We start from the raw sequence: 23192 nt of genomic DNA on the forward strand, positions 1-23192 counted from the left end.
TAATAAAACAATAAAAAAATAGATTATAAATTTTTAATGAAAAAACACAAGGATATTTTGTTCGGTATAGGTTCGCTGTGAATTTTCGTAAAAATTTGTAAGAAACGATTGGAAAAAAACACCAAAAAAGAAGAAAAAGATGTCAAATTTGAATATCGGGAGAGATTCTTTGAATAAAAGAAAAAGATTGCTCGGTTTACACAGGTGATCCCTGCGGAAACAAATCGGCCGATTTTTCCCTCTTCTTGCAGTTTATGAAGCATCGAAGGGTGAAAAATGACTGTATCATTCCAAAAAGGGTGATACCTCAACGATTTCCATACCGCTTTGCCATTTTCGATAATCATTCTTCCTTTATACCCTCCCAAAAGGAAGTGGCAAAATGTCGTCACAGGAATTTGCCATGGCTTCGGCAAGGATTTGATCACTTTAAAAATCGCACTCATGAATCCGTGAGGTTCCGAATGTAAAAATGGCATTGTATAAATTTCAGGAACCCTATGCTGTCCAATGGAGTAGACGAGCTTCTCATAAGACCACTTTGCACAATTTTCCGATTCGATTTGATAGATTAAATTCCCTTCGCGAGACAGCATCATATCTCGTTTTACAGATTCAAAAAATTTTTTCCCATCTTCTTCACTAATCGCATAGCTATAATAGGTTTTTCTTCGGTGTGTATAGAAAACATTTTCATCAGGATAGGCAATAGCCGCTTCCGCAGTCTCTCCAATGTTTAACAAAGCCTGCAAAAGCGTGCCAGGAAATGCAAAGGTAAATTTACCCAAAGTATACACGATATAAGTTCCATCGTTCTGCGGAACAGATATCGCAAGATAACCGTGAGCGTCTTCAAAGTTCAAATCCTGATGCAGCCTGCTAGAAATCAATGACAAGTTCCATTCAGTACCTGTTAAATGACTGCCAAATAGATGCCGTGCTTTCTTCAAGCTAAGACGGTCTAAAACAGGCAGCTCATTCCACCATTCGCTTTTATCAAGATCGATCCGCTGATAATCGCCTAAGGCAGTATCCCAATATCCACATTGATGAGCATTCCAGTTCATGATACCGTCTTCCATGTATTCCAAATTACCCGCTTCAATTTTTTTGCGATCAAAAATCTCGAACACTTCTCCAATCGTCAGTGCATAATTTCCTCGAAACAAGACACATTTTGCCTCATCCAAAATATTCACGGGCTTTCCTTCAAAAGGGAGAGTCAGGACTTTTTCAAATCCTTCTTCGCAAAGAACCTTTTGCACCTTGAGATCGAAGCCTCCTCTTCTGGATAAACGGCCGTTGAGTTGATAGCGGTTCATTTTCCATTGGTTGCGAGGAAACTCGATGAGCGGACGCACCGCAATGTGATCGCGCAATGCCCAAGTAAAAAAATTTTCAGCTTCTTCTTCATCCCTTAAAACAAGCTCTGCAAATAAAGGGTATCGAGAAGCATCTCTCAGCTGATTTTTATCTTTTACCGTCAACATTTTATTTCGGAAAACGACCTGCCCTTCCTTCCACACTGACGCAGCATGGATCAATCGGCAAAGCAAGCTCTCATCCGGATCTTCCGGATCGCAGCCACCATTACAGCCTTCCAGACGATAGCGCAAAGCGATCAACCCCCTGTCCAATTTAGCACGCACCCTGCGTGCTTTCAGATGATGAACACCTAAAAGCTTTTCCCGCAGCAACTCTCCAGCTTCAAGGTAGAGTAAAAAATCAACCTCTTGAAAAGAACTTTCAGAGAACAAAATAGGAACTGATTCTAATTCCCATAACTGATAAACAAACGCTTCTGCCGCTTTCACATGAAAGCAGCTATCGAAATTGAAAAAATGGCACAATTTTCTCAGTAAAAAATGAGCAGATTCAAAATCGCCGTTTGAGGAAATTTTGATAAAAGATTCTTCTCTAAATTTTTTAATAAAAAGAGGCAAGTGATGTTTTATATTAAACATCTTTAAAATCCCTCCTATTATATTTCTCCTTATTTTTTAATATAACACATTTTTTACTAACTATTAAATAATTGGTAGATTTTTCTTAGTTCGCCGGCAAAGTTTTCCTACTAGGGCACCCTCTAAACTAGCATTTTTTCCAGTGAATCCTTTATACTTTATTCTTTTTTCAACAGTTCAAAGGAAACACTGAAATGTCAACTGATCTTCCAAAAACATATTCCGCACAACAGGTCGAAAAACGCTGGTATGATTTCTGGGAGAAACATGAATGTTTTCGCGCCGATCCCAGCTCCGAAAAACCTCCTTATTGCATTGTTCTCCCCCCTCCGAATGTCACTGGCGTCCTGCATATGGGGCATGCTCTGGGAAGCACAATTGACGATGTGTTAGTCAGATGGAAAAGAATGAGCGGCTTTGAAGTCTTATGGGTACCCGGCACCGATCATGCAGGGATCGCGACACAGACTGTCGTTGAACGTCATCTGATGAAAACCCAAGGAAAACGGCGAGGCGATTTCAAGCGGGAAGCGTTTCTCAAGTTAGTTTGGGAATGGAAAGAAAAAAACGAGGGACGCATTTTAAGCCAATTGAAAAAACTGGGATGCTCGTGCGACTGGAGCCGGCTGCGTTTCACGATGGACAAAGGCAACAACCTTGCCGTTCGCACGGCATTCAAAATGCTGTATGAAAAAGGTTTGATCTATCGCGGCGACTACCTTGTGAACTGGGACCCTGTAACGCAAACTGCCGTCGCTGACGATGAGGTAGAATATGAAGAGCGGCAATCGTCTCTCTGGTTCTTCAACTACCCTTTGGCTGACGGTTCAGGGATGGCAAGAATAGCAACCACACGTCCAGAAACCATGCTTGGAGATACTGCGGTTGCAGTCAACCCTGAAGATCCGATGTTCAAGCACCTGATCGGAAAACGATTGCTGCTTCCGATCATGAATCGAGAAATCCCTATTATTGCAGACCGCCATGTCGATCCCGAGTTCGGGACTGGAATGGTCAAAGTAACACCTGCGCATGATCCGAACGACTACGAAATGGGAATTGAGCACAAGCTCCCTTTCATCAACATCATGACTCCCGACGGCAAGATCAACGAAAACGGCGGAAAATTTGAAGGGATGGCAATGGAGCAAGCCCGCAAAGCTGTTGTGGAAGAGATGGAGCAGCTCGGATACCTTGAAAAAGTTGAACCCTATACCAATCGCGTCGGAGTCTCTTATCGCTCCAAGGCGACAATCGAGCCTTATCTTTCCAAGCAGTGGTTTGTAAAAATGAGCCATTTCGCTCCCCGCTTGCGGGAAATCGTCCAAGAAGAGATCGTTTCCCTCATCCCAAGAAACTGGCAAAACACCTATTTTCATTGGATCGACAACCTCCGCGACTGGTGTATCAGCCGCCAGCTCTGGTGGGGGCACCGAATCCCGATCTGGTACCATAAAGACAATCCAGACCGTGTGATCTGCTATGAAGGGGATGGCACCCCTCCTGAAGTTGAAGCCGAACCGGACAAGTGGGAACAGGATCCGGATGTGCTGGATACTTGGTTTTCATCTGCCCTATGGCCATTTTCTACTTTGGGATGGCCAAACAAAACAGAAGAGCTGGAAAAATTTTATCCCAACTCTGCCATGGTATGCGGACACGACATTCTATTTTTCTGGGTCGCCCGCATGATCATGATGGGAGAGCATCTGTTTGAAAAGGCTCCCTTTCCAGAAGTTTATCTACACAGCTTGATCTTTGGAAAGTCGTATTGGAGAAAAGATGCAGGCGGAGGAGTTCAATACTGCGACGAAAAAGAAAGGATCGCGTTCGATCTTGGAACCAAACCTGTACCAAAAGATGTTGAAAGCAAATGGGAAAAAATGTCCAAGTCCAAAGGAAATATCATCGACCCGCTTGAAATCATAGAGGATTATGGTACTGATGCTATGCGAATGGCTCTCTGTTCAAGCGCTTCTCAGGCATGGCAGATCGATCTTGACCGTCGAAAATTTGAAGAATTTAAAAACTTCGCCAACAAGATCTGGAACGGTGCACGTTTTATTTTCATGAACCTGGATGCCAACGATCCGCTTAATTCGAAACAGCTTTCTGAAGGATTAGACGAATCTCGTTTAACATTGGAGGATCAGTGGATCCTTTCGTCATTATCTAAAACTGTCGAAGATGTTAATTTCAACTTAAGCAATTATCAATTTGATCAAGCGGCAACGCGCGCATACGATTTTTATTGGAACGAATTTTGCGCATACTATCTGGAAATTGCAAAACCTGTTCTATTCGGGAAACAGGGTTCTCCAGAAGAAAGGAAAAATAAGCAAAAATTGCTCGTCATCGTTTTACTACAGGCACTCCGATTAATCCATCCCATGGCGCCATTCATTACAGAGGAGCTGTTCCAAAAGATTAAAGAGCGCTTTGCAGATACAGCTGAAGACGCAGATGCAGACCCCTATACAAAAGAAGCGGTCGCAGCTCTGCAAGCGAAAGCTTGCATCATTGCTCCGTATCCTAAGGTCATCAAGCCAGAGGCAATGAGCTCGCAGATTAATCATGCATTCAATCTCATGGGCCAGGTCGTTTACACGATCCGCAATATCCGGGGAGAGATGAAAATTCCTCCCAGCGTGGAAACTGAAGTGTTTATCATTGGAAACGATCAATCGACAAATTTCTCGACAGTCCGCGACAATGGCAATATCATTGAAGCTTTGGTGCGTACCCGCTCCTTGTCCTGCTATGTAGAAGAGCCTCTAATCGGGCTTTCATCCGTCGGCATCGTCGAAGATTTAAAAGTGATCATTCCCATGCCAAAAGAGTTTTCAGAAAAGGAAGCGATTCGGTTGGAAAAAGAAAGAGAGCGCCTGGAAAAGCAACAGGAAAAAATACAGGGGCAATTAGCGAATGAGAATTTCGTCAGCAAAGCGCCGAAAGCCTTGATCGAAAAAACGCGGAGCCAGCTTGAGCAAACGGAAAACGAATTAAAGGAAGTCAACGCAAAGCTGAAAACTCTCCGCTAAATCTGTAAGCTTCAATGTCCATCCAGAAAAACTACTGGATGGACAAGATTTTAAAAGGAGAAAGCGACGCCGCCGAAGAATCCTTGAAAAGTCACCGAATTATGGTTTAATCCGGTAAATGAACCTGGACTTTCAGTGTTGTACATGAGATGGGAAGGTGCATGTATATATTGTAAATATTCGTATCCAGCCCTTAAAAGAAGCCATTTGTTACACACAAGCGTCTTCAAAGACAATCCTGTCTGCAAATGCACCCCAGGCACACAGACACATTTATCCTTGTACTTTTGCACATTTACGGTCGTTGTCCCATTATTGAAAATCTCTTGTTCGTCTTCAATATCAGCTTTTCCCACCAATAAACTCAGGCTTGCCTTTCCAAATGTCGACAACCCTTCGAAAAGCTCAAAGTCATACCCAATTCCAACCATCGGGCCAATGCCCTTATAGTCCAGGGAACGTGTTAGGGTATTTGTCAACGATGGATCAACGGGAGAATTCTTATCATCTCCTTCAATAGGCTTAACATCATGCATCTTATCTATGCGATCCTGGCAAATAGACGCATAGTCCGCCCCTGCAAAAGGTTTTAAGCAAAGACCGCATCCCTTTCCAAATTCAATGGAATACCCGACAACCAGCTCCGCTCTTTGAAAATCAATTTTCCAGTCCGTAGTCGCATACCTGCCATATTCAACCGGAAGCGGAGTTGGCCAAGTTAAGGATAGAAGAGGATCCTTATTAACAATGCTATCGAAGCACTTCGAGCTAAAGTTCGTGTAGGTCGCCATTACGTCAAAACAACCGCACAAGTCTTCTTTTCCTAAGTATAAACGAAATCCTCCGTTCCAATCGGGATCGATAAAGTGATAATTCACAATATTGCTGACATTGCTTTCTTCTGTGAAAGATGATTGCCCTTCCGCTGCAAAATGCAAATTGCTAAGGCAAGGAGACCAATACAAATAATCTCCGCCAATGGTAAAACCGCATTCGCAAATTTCAGCAGCTCCGACAGGAGAAAGGGTCAAACATCCTGCGGCAGACAAAAGAATTAAAATCGAATTTTTTATAGATCTCATCGTTTCCTCCATATCGTGGGTCAGCAATCTTAAATAATGTTCAAAATTATGCACAATGAAAATCGTTAGAAGATGAGGATCCGGTCTCATTTTTGACCACTTGCAAAAACGTCTTTGTCTCTTTCAGAATCACTCCTGAAAGAGCTGTCAACCCTATAAGATTCGGATAAGCCATTAGGCCATTTGTAATATCGGCCACTTTCCAAACCACCTCAAGATCAAGAATAGCCCCAGGGATAATGATTAATGTAAAGATCAACCTGAAGGGCAGAATAGAGAAAGTTCCAAACAGATACTCCAGGCATTTCTCTCCATAGTACGCCCATCCGAGAAGCGTTGTCAAAGCAAATAGGATCAGTGCAATCGTAACGATATAACCGCCCCAGGGAAAAGCCGATTCAAATGCAGCCATCGTCATGGAAGCTCCATTGAGCGGAACACCATCAGGCCTAAGCGCCCCTTGAACGCCAGCGACCCCCAAAACAAGTCCTGTTACCGTACATAAAACGATCGTTGCAATAAAGCTTCCGGTCATGGAGATCATTGCTTGTCTTCCGGGAAAATCGGTCTTTGCTGCAGCTGCGGCAATAGAAGCTGTGCCCAGGCCTGCCTCGCTTGTCATCAACCCTCTACTCATCCCGACTTGAATGGTCATTAGCAAGGTTGAACCGGCAAAACCGCCAAATGCAGCCTGTCCGGTAAACGCATGTTGAAATACTGAAAGGATCGCATCCGGAATCCGATCATAACTTTTCAAAAGAATGAGACAACCGCCGCCGATGTAAAAAACAGCCATGAACGGAACCATGAAAGCGGCAAATCGGCCAATACTTTTAATCCCTCCGATAAGAATCGATCCTGTGATAAGAGCCAAAATAACACCCGACACCCAGGATGGAATGTGATAAAGATTCATCATGACATCCGCAACGGAATTCGCTTGGATCATATTACCGCCACCAAAAGAGGCGATCGCACCAAAAAGAGCAAACGCACCAGCGAGCCATTTCCACCCCAATCCTCTTTCGATGAAATGCATCGGACCACCGCACATCTCTCCTCTGTCATCCATCACCCGATATTTGACTGCAAGAATCGCTTCTCCATATTTCGTAGCCATTCCAATAAGAGCCATTACCCACATCCAAAACAGGGCTCCAGTCCCTCCCACAGCAAAAGCGGTTGAGACACCAGCGATATTACCAATGCCAAGAGCTCCGGCAAGCGCTGTCATCAACGACTCGAAATTGGAAATGTCGCCTTTCACTTTGCTGTCCTGCTCTTTATCTGAAGAGATGATGAGACGCAATGCATAGGGAAGATAGCGGAATTGAAGCCCTTTCAAAAGGACCGTCAATAAGAGGCCGTTGCCTAAGAGCAAGATGAGCATGGGAATGCCCCAAACCCATTGATAAATGGTATCAAGCCAAGTCATCGATTAACCTGCGGCATTCTCATCCCTAATCTGTTTGACAAAATCTCCAGTCTCCTTAGACAAAATTTTTGACAAAGCGATTAAGGCGATCAGATTAGGGATTGCCATTAAACCGTTTGATATATCCGCAAGAGCCCAGACAAGATCTAATTCAAACGCGGCCCCGGGGATAATGACTAGGGAAAATAGGATTCGGTAGTAAAAAACAGCCGTTTCTCCAAAGAGATACTCAGCGCATTTCTCTCCGTAATAAGCCCAAGCGACAACTGTGGAAAATGCAAAAAGAACCAATCCGATCGAAACAATATACCCCCCACCTCCGATTACAGAGCTGAATGCGTAAATTGCCAAACTGGCTCCTTTGAGAATATTTCCCCCGTCATCCAAAACTCCAAACGCTCCAGTGACAACAATCACAAGCCCTGTGACCGAACAGACGATAAATGTAGAAAGTAAAGTGCCTGTCATCGTGATCATTGCCTGTCTTCCAGGAGAATCCGTCTTTGCAGCAGCAGCTGCTATGGATGAAATACCAAGGCCTGCCTCACTGGAAAAAACCCCTCTGGCAACTCCCATTTGAATCGCCGCAAGAACTGTAGAGCCTGCAAATCCACCCGCTGCCGCCTGTCCGCTAAAGGCACTTTCAAAAATTACTGCGAATGCATAAGGGATTTTGTCATAATTCAATAAAAGGATCAGAAAGCCGCCGCCGAGATAAAACACGCTCATTAAAGGGACTAGGATACCTGCGACCTGGCCTATACTGCGAACACCGCCGATTAAAACCAATCCGGTAACTACGGAGAGGACAATTCCTGTGAGCCATGGACTGATCCCCCATACAGCGTTAACTGCATCTGCGATGGAATTTACCTGAACAAGGTTTCCTGTTCCAATTGCAGCCACCATGCCTAAAACAGCAAACAGCACCGCCATCCATCTCAGTTTCAGCCCTTTTTCCATGTACTCCATCGGGCCGCCGATCATTTCTCCCCGTTTATCAATGTCTCTATATTTCACGGCTAAAAGCGATTCGGAATACTTGATTGCCATCCCAAAAAATGCAGTCACCCACATCCAGAACAGCGCACCCACTCCTCCTATCACAAGTGCAGTGGAGACCCCAACGATGTTTCCTGTGCCTATTGCACCTGCCAATGTCGTCATGACGGCTTCGAAATGGCTGATATCGCCCACGGCGCCCTTTTTCCTTTTTGCAAAGAGCTGCTTTAATCCAAACCAAAGATAGCGGAATTGCACGCCGCGCAAAAGAATTGTGAGATAAACCCCCGTTCCAAGGATCAGGGCAAGAAGAGGAGCTCCCCATATCCAGGAGCGTGCGAAGTTGATAAGTTCAGCGAAATGACTCATATAGAATATTTTTGTCTATTTTTAAAAAAATAATCTATAATAGGTTAGCCAATTGCTCAATTTAAGTAAAGGGAGCTAAATAATTGATTCAAATCTATTAAAACTCGATCAGATGATGCCAGCATTTCAATCATGAATCTACTTCATCACCGATGTCTGGCATCCCTTTCTTAGAAACCTTCATTTTGTAAGCGATCCTGGAAATCATATGCGAGCCGACGGGAGCAGTCATCACAATAAACAGCAGGGTTGCAACGACCTCAAGAAAAACCAGCGGCATGGGAAAAAGGACAACAGCTGCAGCAAGCAGTAAAATCATTCCGAGAGAAGTTGCCTTCGTAATCGCATGTATGCGCGCATAGACATCCGGAAACTTCACAACGCCGATGGAAGCCACCAACATAAAGAATGAACCGCTCATGAGCAAAAAGCCCGACACCCAGTCAGTCATCAATTTGCCTCCTTAAGTATTTCGCAAATGCAATGTTGCTCATGTATGAAAGCAAAGCAATGACAACGACAGCGTTTAAGTAAACCGTTTCACCTGTTTTGGCAGCATATACGATGATCAACCCCATAACCAATGAAGCGACAAGGTCCAAAACAACAATCCTATCGGGAAGCGTCGGACCGGTCAATAACTGGTACATCCCCAAAAAAAGCGAAAGGGTTAAACAGGCAGAGCTAAAAAACACTGCAAATGGAAAAAAATTGATCATAAATTTATCCCTATTCATGGTTCAAATATCAGCTGGATTTTTTTCTCCAACTCCTCTTTAGTTTTATGGATGAAAGCTGCTTGATCGTGAAGATAGAGAACATGGACATAAATGACTTTCTTGTCAGCGGAATAATCCAAGCTTAAGCTTCCAGGGGTCATGGAGATGAGGTTAAACAGCGCAAAAATAGAGATCTCTTTTTTCAAATCGATCGGAACCTCTACAACCCCCGGTTCCAGGGAATCTGACGGCGTCAAGATATCCCAGGCAATAGACAAACTGGCAATGACAATTTCTTTCAGATAATAAATGAGAAACCCAAAGATTCTTAAAATGCGCATGAGCCTATCCCCTTTCCATAACTGCTTGTATATACTGTTGCGGATCCAGAATTTGTTCTGCAGCTGCCTGGCAAAGCGCAATGAGAGGCCCCGCAAACACTCCCATCAAAACAACGCATGCCATCAAAAAAGAAGTTGCAGCAACGGCCCTGCGACTGATTTTTCCAGATTCGGCATGATAAGTTTTTTTCTTCCAATACACTTCGTTCCAAATTTTCGCCATAGAAAACAGAGTCGCGAGGCTGACCAAAATTGCAGCTGCTGCAATGAGATAGTCCCCCTCTTCCAAACTGCTTCTCACCAACAGGAATTTGCCAAAGAAGCCTGGAAGAGGAGGTATTCCTGCCAATGCTAAGGCAGGAATGGAAAATAAAATAGCCAAAGCAGGAGCTGCGGAATACAATCCTCCCAAATCTCTGATCTCATAACTATGCGAGCGTTGATTGACCAGACCAGCGACAAAGAAAAGGGAAGTTTTCGAGAAAATATTGTGTGCAACAAAATAAATCGCTCCAGCCAAACTGCCAATTGTGGAGATCGCCATCCCCATCACCATATACCCTACTTGGCTGATAATGTGGAATGAGAGAATTTTTCTAGTATCATACTGAGAAGCTGCCATCAAGACCCCAACAATCATCGTTAGAAAGGCGGTCACGAGGAAAAAAGGTTTCCAAAAAGCTGTTTCAGAAAAAAAATACAAGCTTTGAAAGCGGATCAGCGTGTAAATAGCCACTTTTGTCAATGTTCCTGAAAAAAGAGCTGTAATCACAATTGGCGGCGTATGATAAGAAGCGGGAAGCCAAAAGAAAAAAGGAAACAAAGCCGCTTTGATACTGAAGGCGATGAAAAAAAGCATGCAAACGCCGCTGATGTAAGGAACTTCTCCGGCATCCATCAACCGTTTAGCAATATCTGCCATATTTAGAGAACCGACCATTCCATAAAGAATTCCGATCGCCGAAACAAAAAAGATTGAAGCAACAAAGTTAATTGTCAGATATTTGATCCCAGCGCTAAGCTGATCCTTCTCCTTTCCTAAGGTGATCAGCACAAAAGATGCGGTTAACATCACTTCATACCAAACATAAAGGTTAAAAATATCGCCTGTGATAAAGGCTCCGTTCACACCGGTCAATAAACAAAACACTAAAGGGTAAAAACCGCTTTTTTCCCGCTTTTCATCCAAACTGCCGCAAGCATAGAGAATCACGGAAACAGCAACGCAGGCAGTTGCAGTCAACATAATCATGGAAAGCCGATCCAACACGATGCTGATGCCAAACGGAGCTTCCCAGCCACCCAATTGGAAAGCGACAATGCCCAGGCGATAGACATAAAAAAACAGATAGATCGAAGAGGCAAGCATGGAAAAGGCTGCAACTGTGCTAATCCATTTCTGCGCTTTCGCATTTCCTAAAGTTGCCATCAACACAATAGCGGCAATCAACGGAAGAATAAGAGGCAGCACCGGTAAGATCATCAATTTTCCTTAAGGTCGTCCAGATCGCTGATCTTCGTCACACCATAAAACTTGTAAGCAAGCACAAGAGCAAAGGCGGTGACTCCTAAACTGATCACAATGGCAGTTAGAATCAGAGCTTGCGGTAAAGGATCGGCCAGCATCAAGGAATTTTGCCCCTGTTCAACAAAAGGAGGGCGGCCCAAAGTCAATTTACCTGAGGCAAAAATCAACAAATTCGTCGCATGCCCCAATAAAATCAAACCGATCACCAACTTAAATAAACTTCGGCGTAAGAGCAGAAAGACTCCGGATCCGAATAACACTCCGACAACGATCGCCAATAAAAACTTCAATTTACTCCTCCATCAACAAAAATGCCGTCTGTGTCAACATCCCTATCACAGTGCAATAGACTCCCAAATCAAACAAAATCGGCGTTCCTAATTTGATTCCCATCCCTAAATCTATCCATTCTCCTTTCATAAAAGGAACTCCGAAGAGCACCCCAGGGAAGCCGGAAAGTACAGAGAATGCCAGTCCAAGCCCCATCATTTTGATCGGATTAAGGAAAATCACTTTCCTCCCCTGACTTACTCCAAATGCCATCATGTAAAGGATCTCTGCAGCGCCTACCATCAATCCTGCAATAAACCCGCCTCCAGGATCGTTGTGTCCACGCAAAAATACCACGACAGACAAAGCAATCAAAAGAGGACGAAGAATTTTTGCCGCAATCTGCAGAATTGCCGATTCTTCCCGCATTTTTTCGATTGCAGTTTCTCCATTCATCAAGGAAAAGATCCCAAGAGCCGCAATCGTCAAGACAGTGATCTCCCCAAGCGTATCAAAGGCTCGAAAGTCAACAAGGATCACATTGACAATATTGCGTCCAAACGCTTCAGGATAACTAACTTCTTTATAAAAATTGGAAATAGGCGCTCCTAAATCCACAGCATTTGCCTGTAGAATCAAAACGGCCATGCTCGCCCCGACAGCCGTTGCGATGACTGCGTCTCTCATCCTCTCCCCCTTATCCGATTGACTCACATAGCGTGGAAGATAGTAAAGGAGCGCCATCGACAAAATGATCATCATCACTTCTGCAAGGATCATCGTGATCGGGAGATCCACTCCGCTAAACACAATGAAGACCATGACAATACCAAAGCCCACCACCCCCATCGAAATGAGAGCGACTACTCTTGAAGGAGAGGAAACGGCATAAAAAACAGAAACAATGATCAACAGCAAAATCGCAGCTTGACTGATCGGTATTTCGTCAAAATTTAGTGCGATCTCCACAGCATGAGAATGCCAAAGGAGCAGCCACACAAACGCTGATGCCACAGAAAAAATTGTCATCAGATAAAACCGGTGGTATCCATGCTGAACGATACCGGTTTTTTCTTTTGTAAACGCCAAAAACCTGTCGATCAAGCGGAAAAATAGATCGGAGAATTTCTGAGAGCAATATCGGACATTGACTCTTTGAACGGATTCGATGAAAACTTCCTTTTTAATGTACAAAAATCCACCCAGAACAAGAGTTAGAAGACTGATGAGTTGAATCGTATTCCATCCGGTCCAAAGTTTTAGCTCGATCGCTCCAAAATGGGGGTTGATATCTGAAATGGCTTCCGCAGTTAATGCATTAGCAATGCTTTCAGGAAAAATGCCAAGAACTAAACTAAGGAAAACAAGGACGACAGGTCCAAGGATCATCGAGATCACAGGTTTTTCCGGACGTTTCAAATACTGGCCAGCCTTTCCCCAAAAAACATCAATAGACAACCGCAAAGAGAGAAAAACCATGATCATATTGGTAATGACACCGGCAGGTAGGATAAACCAGTAAGCATTTGGAGCGTGAACCTTAGCTTCGTAAACCAACTCTTTGCTAATGAAGCCTAGCATAGGAGGAATACCGGCCATGGAAACTAAAGCCAGACACATCACAACAGCAGTCAGAGGCATGTATCGATAAAGGCCTCCAAGCTTTGGGATTTCTCGAGTGTGGGTTTGTTTTTGGATCACTCCTGCAAGCATGAATAACGTTCCTTTATAGAAAGCGTGCACCAGGATATACAGAATTGCTGCATTGATCGCATACTCCGTATCCGTGCCAATCAGCAACACAATAGTTCCCAGAGCGCTGATCGTTGAATAAGCAAGAACTTTTTTAAGATCTGTCTGTGTCACGCTGCTCCAGGCGCCGACAAACATCGTCGTCACACCAACTACCGTTAGGATGTAGTGCCAACTTTCCGTCCCGCCAAGAACAGGATTGAGCCTCAATAAGAGAAAAATCCCTGCTTTGACCATCGTCGCAGAATGCAAATAAGCGCTGACTGGCGTCGGGGCAACCATTGCACCAGGCAGCCAAAAATGAAAAGGAAACTGCGCTGATTTTGTCAATGCGCCGATCAGAATGAGAATCAATGCGGGAAAATAAAAAGCAGAGTTTTGCAAAGCGGCAGGATTGGATAAAAGTGTTCTGAATTCATAATCGGGATAAGCCATCCCCAAGACAATGAACCCTGCAAGAAGCGCCTGTCCTCCCAATCCTGTAATTAGCAGAGCTTGCAGCGCACCTTTTCTAGCGCTCTCTTTTTCATGATCAAATCCAATCAACAGGTAGGAAAAGATTCCTGTCAACTCCCAAAACAGAAAAAAAGTAAGAAGATTTCCAGCGATCACCAGCCCTAGCATGGCAGCCATAAACAAAATGAGGTGTCCCATAAACACCTCTTTGCGCGGATAAGCCTTCGTGTAGTAAGAGCCGTAAATTAAGATCAATGCCCCTATCCCAAGCACCAATAGACCGAAAAACTCGCTTAATCCGTCAAAATAGAAGGAAAGGCTGATCTCGTATTGAGGAATCCATCCGTAGGATTCCGTCAAAACGTGATCCTTTTCCAAAGTTGGCATGATCCAGAGAAATTCCAATATCCCATAAAAAGGAGCAAGGGCATAGATCCATCCCGCCCATTTTCCTAAGCGATTTTTGATCAGTATCGCGATGGGTCCTAACATAAAGAGAGCTAGTAAGTAATAGCCAAATGGAATCAGCAAAGTAACTGCCTCGGGCAAATAAAAGACCCAGACTAACTGAAGCGTTCAATGACGGTCAACAAATTTTAACCTGTGATTGTGTCCTAATCTGCGGCCAAACGCTACAGATGAAGGTTAGATTTTGAAAATTTTGATCGGAGACATGTCTTTGACATGGCGGAGGAGAAATTTATCGAAAGATGACCTTCAGCTGTAGATGATTGGTCGCAGATTAGGACACAATCGCAGGTTTTATAGAGAAAAAACGTCAACTTCTTCATAAATTCGACGCATTGCGCTTCCCTCACTTCCCTTCTGAGGCGTATTCAGAATCGATACTTTAGCTCCCGATCCAAACCCCGGTCCTCCGCTTTGCTGAATCGCCGTCCAAAACGATTCCTGCAGATCGTCCCCATTCAACACATTGACCATTGGAGCGTGACGGCTTTGAAGAAAATGCAAAATTTGCCTTCTGGCATCCCTTGCAAAATAGGTAAAATACTCCTGAATAGACCCTTTGCATTCATCTGCCGTCCTTTGCAGGCGGTTTAACTCCCCGACTAAACTTTCCGAGAAGCTGCGGCACTCTTCTGTCGAGCACTTCCCAACAGCTTGAAGTCCGGATAAACGGCGCATCGCTTTCCAAATATCTCCTAAAAGCTCAAGCGATGCCAGGCTGGGGTGATAAGCTTTGCACCAAGTTTCCAAAAGAATTCTGGGAGCATATTCTCCCCAAAGCGCATGTCCCGCTGTCCACAAAGCTCCATCCAAAAATGTTCCCGGCCTGGAAAGGAAACTTGTCAAGACCACAGCGCCTGCAAAAGGTTGCCTGCGCATATGTGCTGCTGCAAAATCGATCAGATCCAACGGGATCACAGGCCAAAACCCTTCGCCTTGTCCAACACTTCCAACATTCAAAATGGGAAGCAGCCGAGTTGCGCTTGTGTCGGGAAGTTCGCGTAAGAGCTCCCAAAGCGGGTGATAACCGAGATGATGATTAATAGGATTGCCGTTCAAAGCAGAAAAACTTACCATCGTCTGCTCGCCAACCCCATCCATGAACTCAGGGATCCAATGGATAGAGCTCCTCGGATCCAATTCATAAACAAGCGCGCAGCGTCCTTGAATTGCCTCTTCGACAGCTTTCACCTCCCGCAAAGCAAGATCAATCATCAGGTCGTCTCTAGCCATCGGATGATGAAGATATTTTCCTGAGCTGTAAGTCCCTTTCCAATAAACAGCTTGAATCCCTTCAAGGTTTTCAAACACCGGATTCCATCCTGCGTCAAAAGGAGTTGAATCTGGCGCTTTTGCCAATAAAACTACCTCTAAACCAAATTTTTTAAAAACCTGCAGATGATTGGGATACTGTTCCAGGACCACTCCATTGTACCCCATTTGCAGAAGGCGTTTGCACAAATATTTTTCTTCAAATTTCTTCTTTGGATAAAGCCATCGACAAGGATAAGCTGCTTCATGTTTTCCAAGATAATCAGCCCCATGTCCACTGGCAAAGGCCGCTTCCCACAATCCGGCACCCTGAAAAATAGCGGCTGCGCTTCCCCCTTCTATGCACACGTTGCTGCCCTGCAGATGTATGCGGTAAGACTCTTTGGCAAGGGAGGGTTTGATTGCCGCATCGAAAACCGGCCCGTTCGAAGATCTTTGAACAAAATCGCTTTGCCCCTTTTCAAAAGCTGTTCGAAAAAATTGAGAATTTGCTATGGTTTCCACTTTTCACCCTTTAGTTGACAAAGGCTCATGTTGAAAATCTCACCGTTCAATACGGATTGTTCCGATTCTCTTCTAACTCCCCTGGAGCTAAAAGAAAAGTTGCCCGCAACTGTAGCACAAACAGAATTCGTTGAACAGTCCCGGTCTCGAACCCGGCGTATTTTAAACGGTCAAGAATCTCGCCTATTAGCTATCGTCGGCCCCTGCTCGATCCATGATCCCAGATCTGCAATTGACTATGCGCAAAAATTGAAAAAACTCTCTTCCGAAGTTGAAGAGACGCTGCTGATTGTGATGCGGGTGTATTTTGAGAAGCCGCGCACTGTTTTAGGTTGGAAAGGATTTATGTACGATCCCCACTTAAATGGTTCCTATGATGTAGCGACGGGAGTGCAGTGGACGCGCGAGCTCTTTTTACAGCTGACTGATATGGGGATTCCTTTAGCGGCAGAGCTTCTAGATCCTCTTTCCTTCCACTATTTCGGCGATTTGATCACTTGGAGCTGCATTGGGGCGCGCACTTCGTCGTCGCAAATCCATCGCCAGATTGCATCTCATCTACCGATGCCTGTCGCTTTTAAAAATAATACAGACGGCAACATCGAAATTGCAGTCAATGGCGCAGTTTCATCTTCTGAGCCTCACACCTTTCTCTCTCTCGATCCGAATGGCAAGCTTGCCTGCGTAAAGTCTCTCGGCAACCCCGACTCCCACATTGTTTTGCGTGGAGGCGAGCAGCGCTCTAATTACGACGCTTCGTCCATTGCTGAGGCGATCGCTCACTTGGAAAGCGCTCAGATGCCGCAAAAGATCATCATCGATTGCTCGCACGACAACTCCAGACGCAGTCCTTATCGGCAGCGGGAGGTACTGAGTTCAGTGATGGACCAGATCGTTGCAGGCAATGATGCGATCAAAGGATTTATTCTTGAGAGTCACATCGAGGGGGGCAACCAATCCATTCACGAGTGCGCATCCAACCTGAAATACGGCGTATCAATCACCGATCCTTGCCTTGACTGGAAAACGACAAAATCCTTGATAAAAGATGTTGATAATGCTCTTAAAACGAAAAATTTTAGAGGTGAAGGTTGCCGTCAACTTTTGCCTGAGAGAATCATTTGAAAGACAAAATCAACCAAACACTGAAAGATTCTTTGTTATCTTTAAACACCTTTTTGCTCATGTTTGCAATCTTTGGCGCCCTTGCCTCCTGTTCGACAAGGATGCTAACCGTGCACTCCGATTATGTAACGCGTGAATCGTTGGCTAGTTTTTATGTGGACACACCCGATCCCCTGCTGAACTGCCCGCCTTTTGGGCAACGCCTGGTCATCTCCTGGTCAGTTCCGAAGCAATTAATGGAATTGGATGATCCTCATCTGCGCTTGCAGCTGCGTTTTAGGAACCGCGAGCAGATCGATCGCAAGATCCCTTTGCGCAGGGCTAAAGGAACAACAGTGTTCCGCATATTGAACGATGAGTATTGCAAAACAGGAGGTTTTTTAACCTACAGAGTGCAATTGATTGCCGGAGAGTGTGTTTATGAAGAGTCACGGCATCAGCTTTGGGAAGAGCTGATCGCTATCGACCGCAATGATGATGAGAGCGGCACCATCAACTTTGTCGATCAACCACTGAAACCTTATCTACTCGAGCACTATCTTCCTCTCCCATTTTGACATGGCCTTTGACATAGTCCAAAGCCTTTTGTGCTGTATCAAAAAATCTTAGCGAAGCCCCTCTGGTGATTTCATCTTTTGTATCCTTGTTTTCTGTAAGTCCATGAGAATCCATCACTCCCCATTGAGCTGAGGATTCATCATCATCTACTTTAAATAGCAAAATCGACCCTAGTTCCTCACCCCAAGCAGAGGAATAACCAGTGACAACAAGATAATCACTTGAAGTCATTAACTCAACTTCATCATCAAAATGTTCTGTGATAAAACTGTGTTCAAATTTATAATCTTCACTTTCAAAATCTTCAGAAATTCCCTTAAAAACGCCATTAAATTCTTTTCCTTCTGGAGGATTTTCAACACGCTCTTTACCGACATGCCGATCAATGCCGTCTTTGATTACCTGTTCAAAATCTTCTCTTGTTACTAAATACTCGTTATTACTTTCCATCCATAAAATCGCCTGTCCACAGATGGATGCGCAAGCCATCTTCCCCACCTCTTCCGGCTGGTTCTCAATTTGAATTCCTCCTTGAGAAACATCTAAAAAGACATCTCCTTCTTTTTGCAAGCCGATCGCGACTCGTATCTCATCTGCAAAATCAACATCTTTCAACTGTTTCAGCACTTCATTTTGCTGCTCTTTGGTTAAATTTAATTTCGGATCTTGCAAGATTTTTTTGACTTCATCTGCTGAATCTGCTGAATCTGCTTCGATGATTTTCTTGATTTTTTCTAAATCTGATGCGATAGGATTAGTGCTACTCAAATGTTCAATAAACGCAAAAACTTCGTTGGGGACTTCTTTAAATCGTATAGAAGAATCTCTCAATTTTTCCGTTTCTTCTTTAATATCCAGTTCTACTTCGCCAGACGACGAAGGAACTCGCTTTAAAGCTCCAGTATTCAATTGAAAAATAGTTCGCACAGTGGAAATTGTCTGAAATAATGGAAGATTTTTCGTCTTGAGTGCATCCGAAAAGATCTGATAGTTGGAATCCTTGTTCGCCTTATATTGAATCTGCTCCCCTCCCTTCCCACGCAATGAAGCGCTAATCGAGTGTCCCGCCAGATTCTTTAATTGTTCGACTCCAATTTTTGAAATCACCTCTTCCATTGTCGCATCAACTGCATCGTCACTAATTCCATATTTCTCTTTTACCGCTTGACGACTATAGGAAACCTTCACCGTATATTCTTTCCCATCAGCTTTAAAAGTCGCAGCTCTTGTCGTCCTTTCCGTTTCATCACTACCGGACGTCGAAGAACTTTGCCAATGGATAGATCCTCCGTCTGGAGGTATTCCCCCTGTACTAGTCATTTTATTACCCTCTTACTATTTCATATTCCTACAGAATCATTATATAAAATGGTAAAAAAAACATCAATATTTCTTTAATTTTTTGTTAAGACATAACCAATTGATAAACGTTTATACCGATCAGCCCCTTCATTGCGGAGCTTGCAGGCAGGGCAATGCTGACACCCTCTTCCCCCAATTCCTTCATAGCAAGTAATCGTCTCTTTCAATAAGTAATCCAAAACCCCTAATTGATCAGCGAGCGCCATTGTCTGGCATTTTGTCATCTGTACAATCGGCGTCACAATTTCAAACCGCGGATTGTCTAAATCTATCCGCAAAATTTTCTCCATTAGATCCATATAATCTCTTGAACAGTCTCTATAGCCGGAATTAGCCCCCTCCACCTCGATCACTCCCATGTAGATTTTTTCTGCTCCTAGATGATTGGCATGGATCGCTGCCAGACGCGCCATTAATCCATTCCGCCCTAAAACCAACGTATTAGGCGGCCTGCCTTGAGAATGCTCGATTGCAATTTCGGTGTTCATCAGCGCGTTATCAGTGATCTCCTGCAGGCAATCCAACTGAATAACGCAGTGGTCTACCCCCCAATCTCTGCAAATTTTTGCAGCTTGGACAAGTTCATTGGAATGCCGCTGCCCATAGCGAAAAGAAATAGACAACACCTGATCGGCTCCATGGCGGTCGATTGCCAACTTAAGGCAAAGAGAAGAATCCATTCCGCCAGAGTGAACCACTAATGCCTGTTTACAACGCATGCGCAAGCTCTCTCTGACCGCTTGATTGATGCATCGCGTTCCACATCTGACGAAAGCCTGGGCAGCACTTCAAGAGCTCATCCTTAGTTCCCTCAGCAATCTTTTGCCCTCCCTCAAGGTAGATGATCTTATCTGCATCTTCAATCGTGGTCAGACGGTGAGCAATGATAATCTGAGTCATCTGCCCTCTAAGCGCTGCGATCGCCGTTTTAATGCCATGTTCGCTCACTGTATCAAGTGCCGATGTAGCCTCGTCTAAAATCAGAATAGGGGCATCCTTAAATAGGGCCCGAGCAATAGCCAAACGCTGCTGCTGGCCTCCGGAGAGGTTCTTTCCTGTTTCTGAAAGGATGGAGTCATATCTATTCGGAAGACGCTCGATAAACTCATGGGCATGCGCTTTGACAGCAGCCTCTTTTACCTTTTCCAATGTATAGGGACATCCAAAAGAGACATTCGCCGCCACAGTATCGATAAATAAAAAGGGTCTTTGCGGCACAAAAGCGATCTGATCCCTCAGTGATTTTTGGGTATACGACTCGATGGGGAGGCCGTCAATGCGAATTTCACCTGACTGCGGTTCATAGAGCCTCGGAATCAGCTGGACAATGGTTGACTTTCCTGCGCCTGTAGGCCCGACAATCGCAACTGTCTCCCCTTTTTTTACAGAAAAACTAAGGTTGTTCAAAATCCATTCATTGCCATATCGAAAACTGACATTGTCAAACTCTATCGACTCTTTAAACTCGGTCAATTTCACCGCGTCCGGCCTGTCTGTAATGCAGGGTTTGACCGACATCACATCATACATGCGATCGGCAGCAGCAATTCCTCTTTGAATCCGGCTATTTTCTTCAGCGAATTTTTTAACAGGCTCATAAAAAACATACAGCAACCCGCAAAAGAAAAGCGCTTCCGATACACTAAGCTTCAAAACATACAACCCCCAAAGCATAGATATGGAGAGGAAGGACATCGCAATCGTATGCACAACCGGTCTGGACGAAAGATCGTAACGGGCGCTTTTTTTCTCAAGCCTGGCCATCTGCTCATTTTGCTCCTTGTATTTTTTCAAGGAGAAATCTTCCATAGAAAAAACTTTGACTGTTTGGATTCCCGATAAAAAGTCGATAAGGACAGAAGTGAACTGTTCTTGATTCTGCTGAATCTGCCTGGAAATTTTTCGCACTCGTCCTGAGATATAGACGATCGGAATGACGATCAACGGAAATCCAAGAAAAACGATCAAAGAAAGCTGCCACGATGTGTAAAAGCAGAGAATCAAGGTAGACACCACTGTAAAAGGTGTTTGCAGATAGTTTGTCAACACTGCTGTTACAGCCTCGGCAATCATTGAAGAGTCTCCAACGACTCTCGACGAAAGTGAACCGATGTTGTAGTTTTGATAAAACTCCATCGGCATCGACTGGATATGCTCGAAATACTCTTGTCTAAGATCGCGGCTCACCCGAATCGCAAGCACGCGGGTTGCAAATCGGTGAGCAAAAAGGGTAACCGCTTTAAAAAGTGCAACAAATACCAAGACAATCGCTAAATGACGCAAGCTGTTTGAGATCGGAAAATAGCGATCGATGACGTTAATTGCTTGCTGAATACGATCGCTGCTCTTCATATTGGCAATGAAGTCGCGCGCTTCCTCTTTTGTCAAAATATCAGAATGGGTCATCTCGCCCCAACGCTCATCCACCGTTTTCCTATCGATGGCATCGACACGCTGCAGCGCCCCCTCTTTGATCGGTGCAAATAATTCGAAAGCATCAGGACCTTTTTTGGTCATCACACCGATCGCTAATACTTCCAACTGCGTTGCAATTGTTAACGCACACATGGCAAATACTGTAAAAATGAAGAGAGAACGATGCTTAGGATTTCCCAATGCCGAAAGAAATAATTTTTTCATGGTTGGATACTTAAGATAAATGTGCCGCCATCGACTCTTCACGAATATCTGAGTGGGAGGCATTCCAAAGCAGCTCTCCTTTGTCAAACAAAAAAACTTGAGGACTCTGATGGACAACTCCGGTCAATTCTGCGATTAAATCACTGACATCTCTATGTTCAATGACTTTAACAAATGCGCAAATCACCTCTTGGTGCTTTCCTGAAAACCGTTCAAACTCTGCAAATGCCATCGCACTGACCGGACAACGGGTGCTATGTTTGAATATAAAAAAAGTTTTCGCTTGATTTTCTTCAAGCAGGCTCTTCAGCTGCAAGGTGCTCGTCACTTCGATCATATTCTTCCAACTCCTCTTTTTGAAATTCACCCATGTTTCGGAATTTGAGATAACGCTGCTCCAAAAGCAATTCGGAAGGGATCCGTTTTAAGACCTGGTAATGTTCATTAATGAATTTGATGACACTTTCATAGACAACTTCAGGTTGATGATGCGCTCCGCCTAAAGGCTCAGGAATAATTTCATCAATCATTCCAAATTTCTGCAAATATTCGGCGTTCAGCTTCAGGGCAGAAGACGCCTCCACGTTTTTCGATGCATCTTTCCAAAGGATTGAAGCACAGCCTTCTGGAGAGATCACGGAATAGTAGGAATGCTCAAGCATTCCGATCACATCGCCAATTCCCATGCCCAAAGCGCCTCCCGAACATCCTTCTCCGATGACAAGTACTATAATCGGAGTTTTAATCAGAGACATCTCCTTAAGATTATGCGCAATCGCCCAGCCCTGTCCTCTTTCTTCAGCCTCTAAACCTGGATATGCTCCAGGCGTATCGAGCAAAGAGACGATCGGCAGGCAGAACCGTTCCGCCATTTTCATCAATCGAAAAGCTTTGCGAAAACCTTCAGGGTGAAGCATGCCAAAGTTGCGTTTGACACGGCTTTCGGTATCATTCCCTTTTTCCTGCCCGACGATGACACACTTCATTCCGTTGATTGTCGCCAATCCCCCCACAATCGAAGGATCGTCGCGGTATAAACGGTCGCCATGCAATTCAACGAAAGAGTCGCAAATATTTTTGATATAATCCAGCGTCTTAGGTCTCTGTGGATGGCGGCAGATGCCAACCCTTTCCCATGCCGTCAACTCTCCGTAAACCTTTTCTTTGAGCTCTTCAAGCTTCTCTTCCAGCTTGATAATTTCGGAATTGAAAAGCGGATTATTCTGATTTTGCTTCTTTAAATGGTCGATCGTTTTGATATATTCAAAAATTTGTTTTTCATGAGGCAAAATATCTTTCATCAG

General features: G+C 44.3%; 19 protein-coding genes. 3 read left to right on the forward strand and 16 right to left on the reverse strand.

What is annotated here, in order from left to right:
- Positions 1-23: 23 nt before the first annotated feature.
- Entirely contained in the window at positions 24-1964 is a 1941-nt protein-coding gene (locus WCW_RS06355; protein WP_013182376.1) for a hypothetical protein, read from the reverse strand.
- 194 nt (positions 1965-2158) lie between these two features.
- Here WCW_RS06355 and WCW_RS06360 point away from each other — a divergent pair, with 194 nt between their 5' ends.
- Complete coding sequence (locus WCW_RS06360; RefSeq protein WP_013182377.1) at positions 2159-5005, forward strand: valine--tRNA ligase; 2847 nt, start codon at positions 2159-2161, stop codon at positions 5003-5005.
- 50 nt (positions 5006-5055) lie between these two features.
- Here the strand turns inward: WCW_RS06360 and WCW_RS06365 are convergent, their stop codons facing one another.
- The 10 genes from WCW_RS06365 to WCW_RS06410 all read right to left on the reverse strand — a co-directional run bounded on the left by WCW_RS06365 (position 5056) and on the right by WCW_RS06410 (position 16203).
- Positions 5056-6087, reverse strand: coding sequence for an Lpg1974 family pore-forming outer membrane protein (locus WCW_RS06365; RefSeq protein WP_162268172.1), 1032 nt, complete (start codon positions 6085-6087; stop codon positions 5056-5058).
- Between the two features lie 46 nt (positions 6088-6133).
- Positions 6134-7522: an alanine/glycine:cation symporter family protein gene (locus WCW_RS06370; protein WP_013182379.1), complete on the reverse strand. Its 1389-nt coding sequence runs from the start codon at positions 7520-7522 to the stop codon at positions 6134-6136.
- A gap of 3 nt (positions 7523-7525) precedes the next feature.
- Positions 7526-8893: an alanine/glycine:cation symporter family protein gene (locus WCW_RS06375; RefSeq protein ID WP_013182380.1), complete on the reverse strand. Its 1368-nt coding sequence runs from the start codon at positions 8891-8893 to the stop codon at positions 7526-7528.
- 130 nt (positions 8894-9023) lie between these two features.
- Positions 9024-9344, reverse strand: a complete 321-nt coding sequence (mnhG, locus tag WCW_RS06380) for a monovalent cation/H(+) antiporter subunit G (RefSeq protein ID WP_041941563.1) — start codon at positions 9342-9344, stop codon at positions 9024-9026.
- Positions 9337-9612, reverse strand: a complete 276-nt coding sequence (locus WCW_RS06385) for an MrpF/PhaF family protein (RefSeq protein ID WP_041941859.1) — start codon at positions 9610-9612, stop codon at positions 9337-9339. The genes mnhG and WCW_RS06385 overlap by 8 nt, the downstream gene beginning before the upstream one ends.
- A 14-nt stretch (positions 9613-9626) precedes the next feature.
- Positions 9627-9953, reverse strand: coding sequence for a Na+/H+ antiporter subunit E (locus tag WCW_RS06390; RefSeq protein ID WP_013182383.1), 327 nt, complete (start codon positions 9951-9953; stop codon positions 9627-9629).
- Positions 9954-9957: 4 nt separating this feature from the next.
- Positions 9958-11436, reverse strand: coding sequence for a proton-conducting transporter transmembrane domain-containing protein (locus WCW_RS06395; protein WP_013182384.1), 1479 nt, complete (start codon positions 11434-11436; stop codon positions 9958-9960).
- The gene (locus WCW_RS06400; protein ID WP_013182385.1) at positions 11436-11771 is read right to left on the reverse strand and encodes a Na+/H+ antiporter subunit C; all 336 of its coding nucleotides are present in this window, start codon (positions 11769-11771) and stop codon (positions 11436-11438) included. Before WCW_RS06400 ends, WCW_RS06395 begins: the two co-directional genes overlap by 1 nt.
- Before the next feature lies 1 nt (position 11772).
- Positions 11773-14451 carry a hydrogen gas-evolving membrane-bound hydrogenase subunit E gene (gene mbhE / locus WCW_RS06405; RefSeq protein ID WP_041941564.1) on the reverse strand — a complete coding sequence of 893 codons (2679 nt, stop codon included), beginning with the start codon at positions 14449-14451 and terminating at the stop codon, positions 11773-11775.
- Between the two features lie 270 nt (positions 14452-14721).
- Positions 14722-16203, reverse strand: coding sequence for a hypothetical protein (locus tag WCW_RS06410; RefSeq protein WP_013182387.1), 1482 nt, complete (start codon positions 16201-16203; stop codon positions 14722-14724).
- Between the two features lie 27 nt (positions 16204-16230).
- On the opposite strand from WCW_RS06410, the gene WCW_RS06415 reads away from it, so the two are divergent.
- Together WCW_RS06415 and WCW_RS06420 are read left to right on the forward strand one after the other, a co-directional pair.
- Positions 16231-17328, forward strand: a complete 1098-nt coding sequence (locus WCW_RS06415) for a 3-deoxy-7-phosphoheptulonate synthase (protein WP_013182388.1) — start codon at positions 16231-16233, stop codon at positions 17326-17328.
- Complete coding sequence (locus WCW_RS06420) at positions 17325-17885, forward strand: hypothetical protein (RefSeq protein WP_049767131.1); 561 nt, start codon at positions 17325-17327, stop codon at positions 17883-17885. Before WCW_RS06415 ends, WCW_RS06420 begins: the two co-directional genes overlap by 4 nt.
- Here WCW_RS06420 and WCW_RS06425 read toward each other — a convergent pair.
- From WCW_RS06425 to WCW_RS06445, 5 genes are all read right to left on the reverse strand, one after another.
- Positions 17821-19206, reverse strand: a complete 1386-nt coding sequence (locus tag WCW_RS06425) for a hypothetical protein (protein ID WP_013182390.1) — start codon at positions 19204-19206, stop codon at positions 17821-17823. The genes WCW_RS06420 and WCW_RS06425 overlap by 65 nt on opposite strands.
- A 74-nt stretch (positions 19207-19280) precedes the next feature.
- Positions 19281-19967 carry a 7-cyano-7-deazaguanine synthase QueC gene (gene queC, locus WCW_RS06430; protein WP_013182391.1) on the reverse strand — a complete coding sequence of 229 codons (687 nt, stop codon included), beginning with the start codon at positions 19965-19967 and terminating at the stop codon, positions 19281-19283.
- Complete coding sequence (locus tag WCW_RS06435; protein ID WP_041941565.1) at positions 19957-21888, reverse strand: ABC transporter ATP-binding protein; 1932 nt, start codon at positions 21886-21888, stop codon at positions 19957-19959. The genes queC and WCW_RS06435 overlap by 11 nt, the downstream gene beginning before the upstream one ends.
- Before the next feature lie 10 nt (positions 21889-21898).
- On the reverse strand, positions 21899-22225 hold the full coding sequence (gene ytxJ / locus WCW_RS06440; RefSeq protein WP_041941566.1) for a bacillithiol system redox-active protein YtxJ: 327 nt from the start codon (positions 22223-22225) through the stop codon (positions 21899-21901).
- Complete coding sequence (locus WCW_RS06445) at positions 22182-23189, reverse strand: acetyl-CoA carboxylase carboxyltransferase subunit alpha (RefSeq protein ID WP_049767159.1); 1008 nt, start codon at positions 23187-23189, stop codon at positions 22182-22184. Before WCW_RS06445 ends, ytxJ begins: the two co-directional genes overlap by 44 nt.
- Between the last annotated feature and the right edge of the window lie 3 nt (positions 23190-23192).

It is taken from the genome of Waddlia chondrophila WSU 86-1044 (assembly GCF_000092785.1).
GTDB classification, from domain to species: Bacteria; Chlamydiota; Chlamydiia; order Chlamydiales; family Waddliaceae; genus Waddlia; species Waddlia chondrophila.

Excerpts from the sequence above, each read along its gene's own strand:
- WCW_RS06355 (WP_013182376.1), bottom strand. The coding sequence starts at position 1,964 with ATGTTTAATATAAAACATCACTTGCCTCTTTTTATTAAAAAATTTAGA.
- WCW_RS06360 (WP_013182377.1), top strand. The coding sequence starts at position 2,159 with ATGTCAACTGATCTTCCAAAAACATATTCCGCACAACAGGTCGAAAAA.
- WCW_RS06365 (WP_162268172.1), bottom strand. The coding sequence starts at position 6,087 with ATGAGATCTATAAAAAATTCGATTTTAATTCTTTTGTCTGCCGCAGGA.
- WCW_RS06370 (WP_013182379.1), bottom strand. The coding sequence starts at position 7,522 with ATGACTTGGCTTGATACCATTTATCAATGGGTTTGGGGCATTCCCATG.
- WCW_RS06375 (WP_013182380.1), bottom strand. The coding sequence starts at position 8,893 with ATGAGTCATTTCGCTGAACTTATCAACTTCGCACGCTCCTGGATATGG.
- mnhG (WP_041941563.1), bottom strand. The coding sequence starts at position 9,344 with ATGACTGACTGGGTGTCGGGCTTTTTGCTCATGAGCGGTTCATTCTTT.
- WCW_RS06385 (WP_041941859.1), bottom strand. The coding sequence starts at position 9,612 with ATGATCAATTTTTTTCCATTTGCAGTGTTTTTTAGCTCTGCCTGTTTA.
- WCW_RS06390 (WP_013182383.1), bottom strand. The coding sequence starts at position 9,953 with ATGCGCATTTTAAGAATCTTTGGGTTTCTCATTTATTATCTGAAAGAA.
- WCW_RS06395 (WP_013182384.1), bottom strand. The coding sequence starts at position 11,436 with ATGATCTTACCGGTGCTGCCTCTTATTCTTCCGTTGATTGCCGCTATT.
- mbhE (WP_041941564.1), bottom strand. The coding sequence starts at position 14,451 with ATGTTAGGACCCATCGCGATACTGATCAAAAATCGCTTAGGAAAATGG.
- WCW_RS06415 (WP_013182388.1), top strand. The coding sequence starts at position 16,231 with ATGTTGAAAATCTCACCGTTCAATACGGATTGTTCCGATTCTCTTCTA.
- WCW_RS06425 (WP_013182390.1), bottom strand. The coding sequence starts at position 19,206 with ATGACTAGTACAGGGGGAATACCTCCAGACGGAGGATCTATCCATTGG.
- queC (WP_013182391.1), bottom strand. The coding sequence starts at position 19,967 with ATGCGTTGTAAACAGGCATTAGTGGTTCACTCTGGCGGAATGGATTCT.
- WCW_RS06435 (WP_041941565.1), bottom strand. The coding sequence starts at position 21,888 with ATGAAAAAATTATTTCTTTCGGCATTGGGAAATCCTAAGCATCGTTCT.
- ytxJ (WP_041941566.1), bottom strand. The coding sequence starts at position 22,225 with ATGATCGAAGTGACGAGCACCTTGCAGCTGAAGAGCCTGCTTGAAGAA.
- WCW_RS06445 (WP_049767159.1), bottom strand. The coding sequence starts at position 23,189 with ATGAAAGATATTTTGCCTCATGAAAAACAAATTTTTGAATATATCAAA.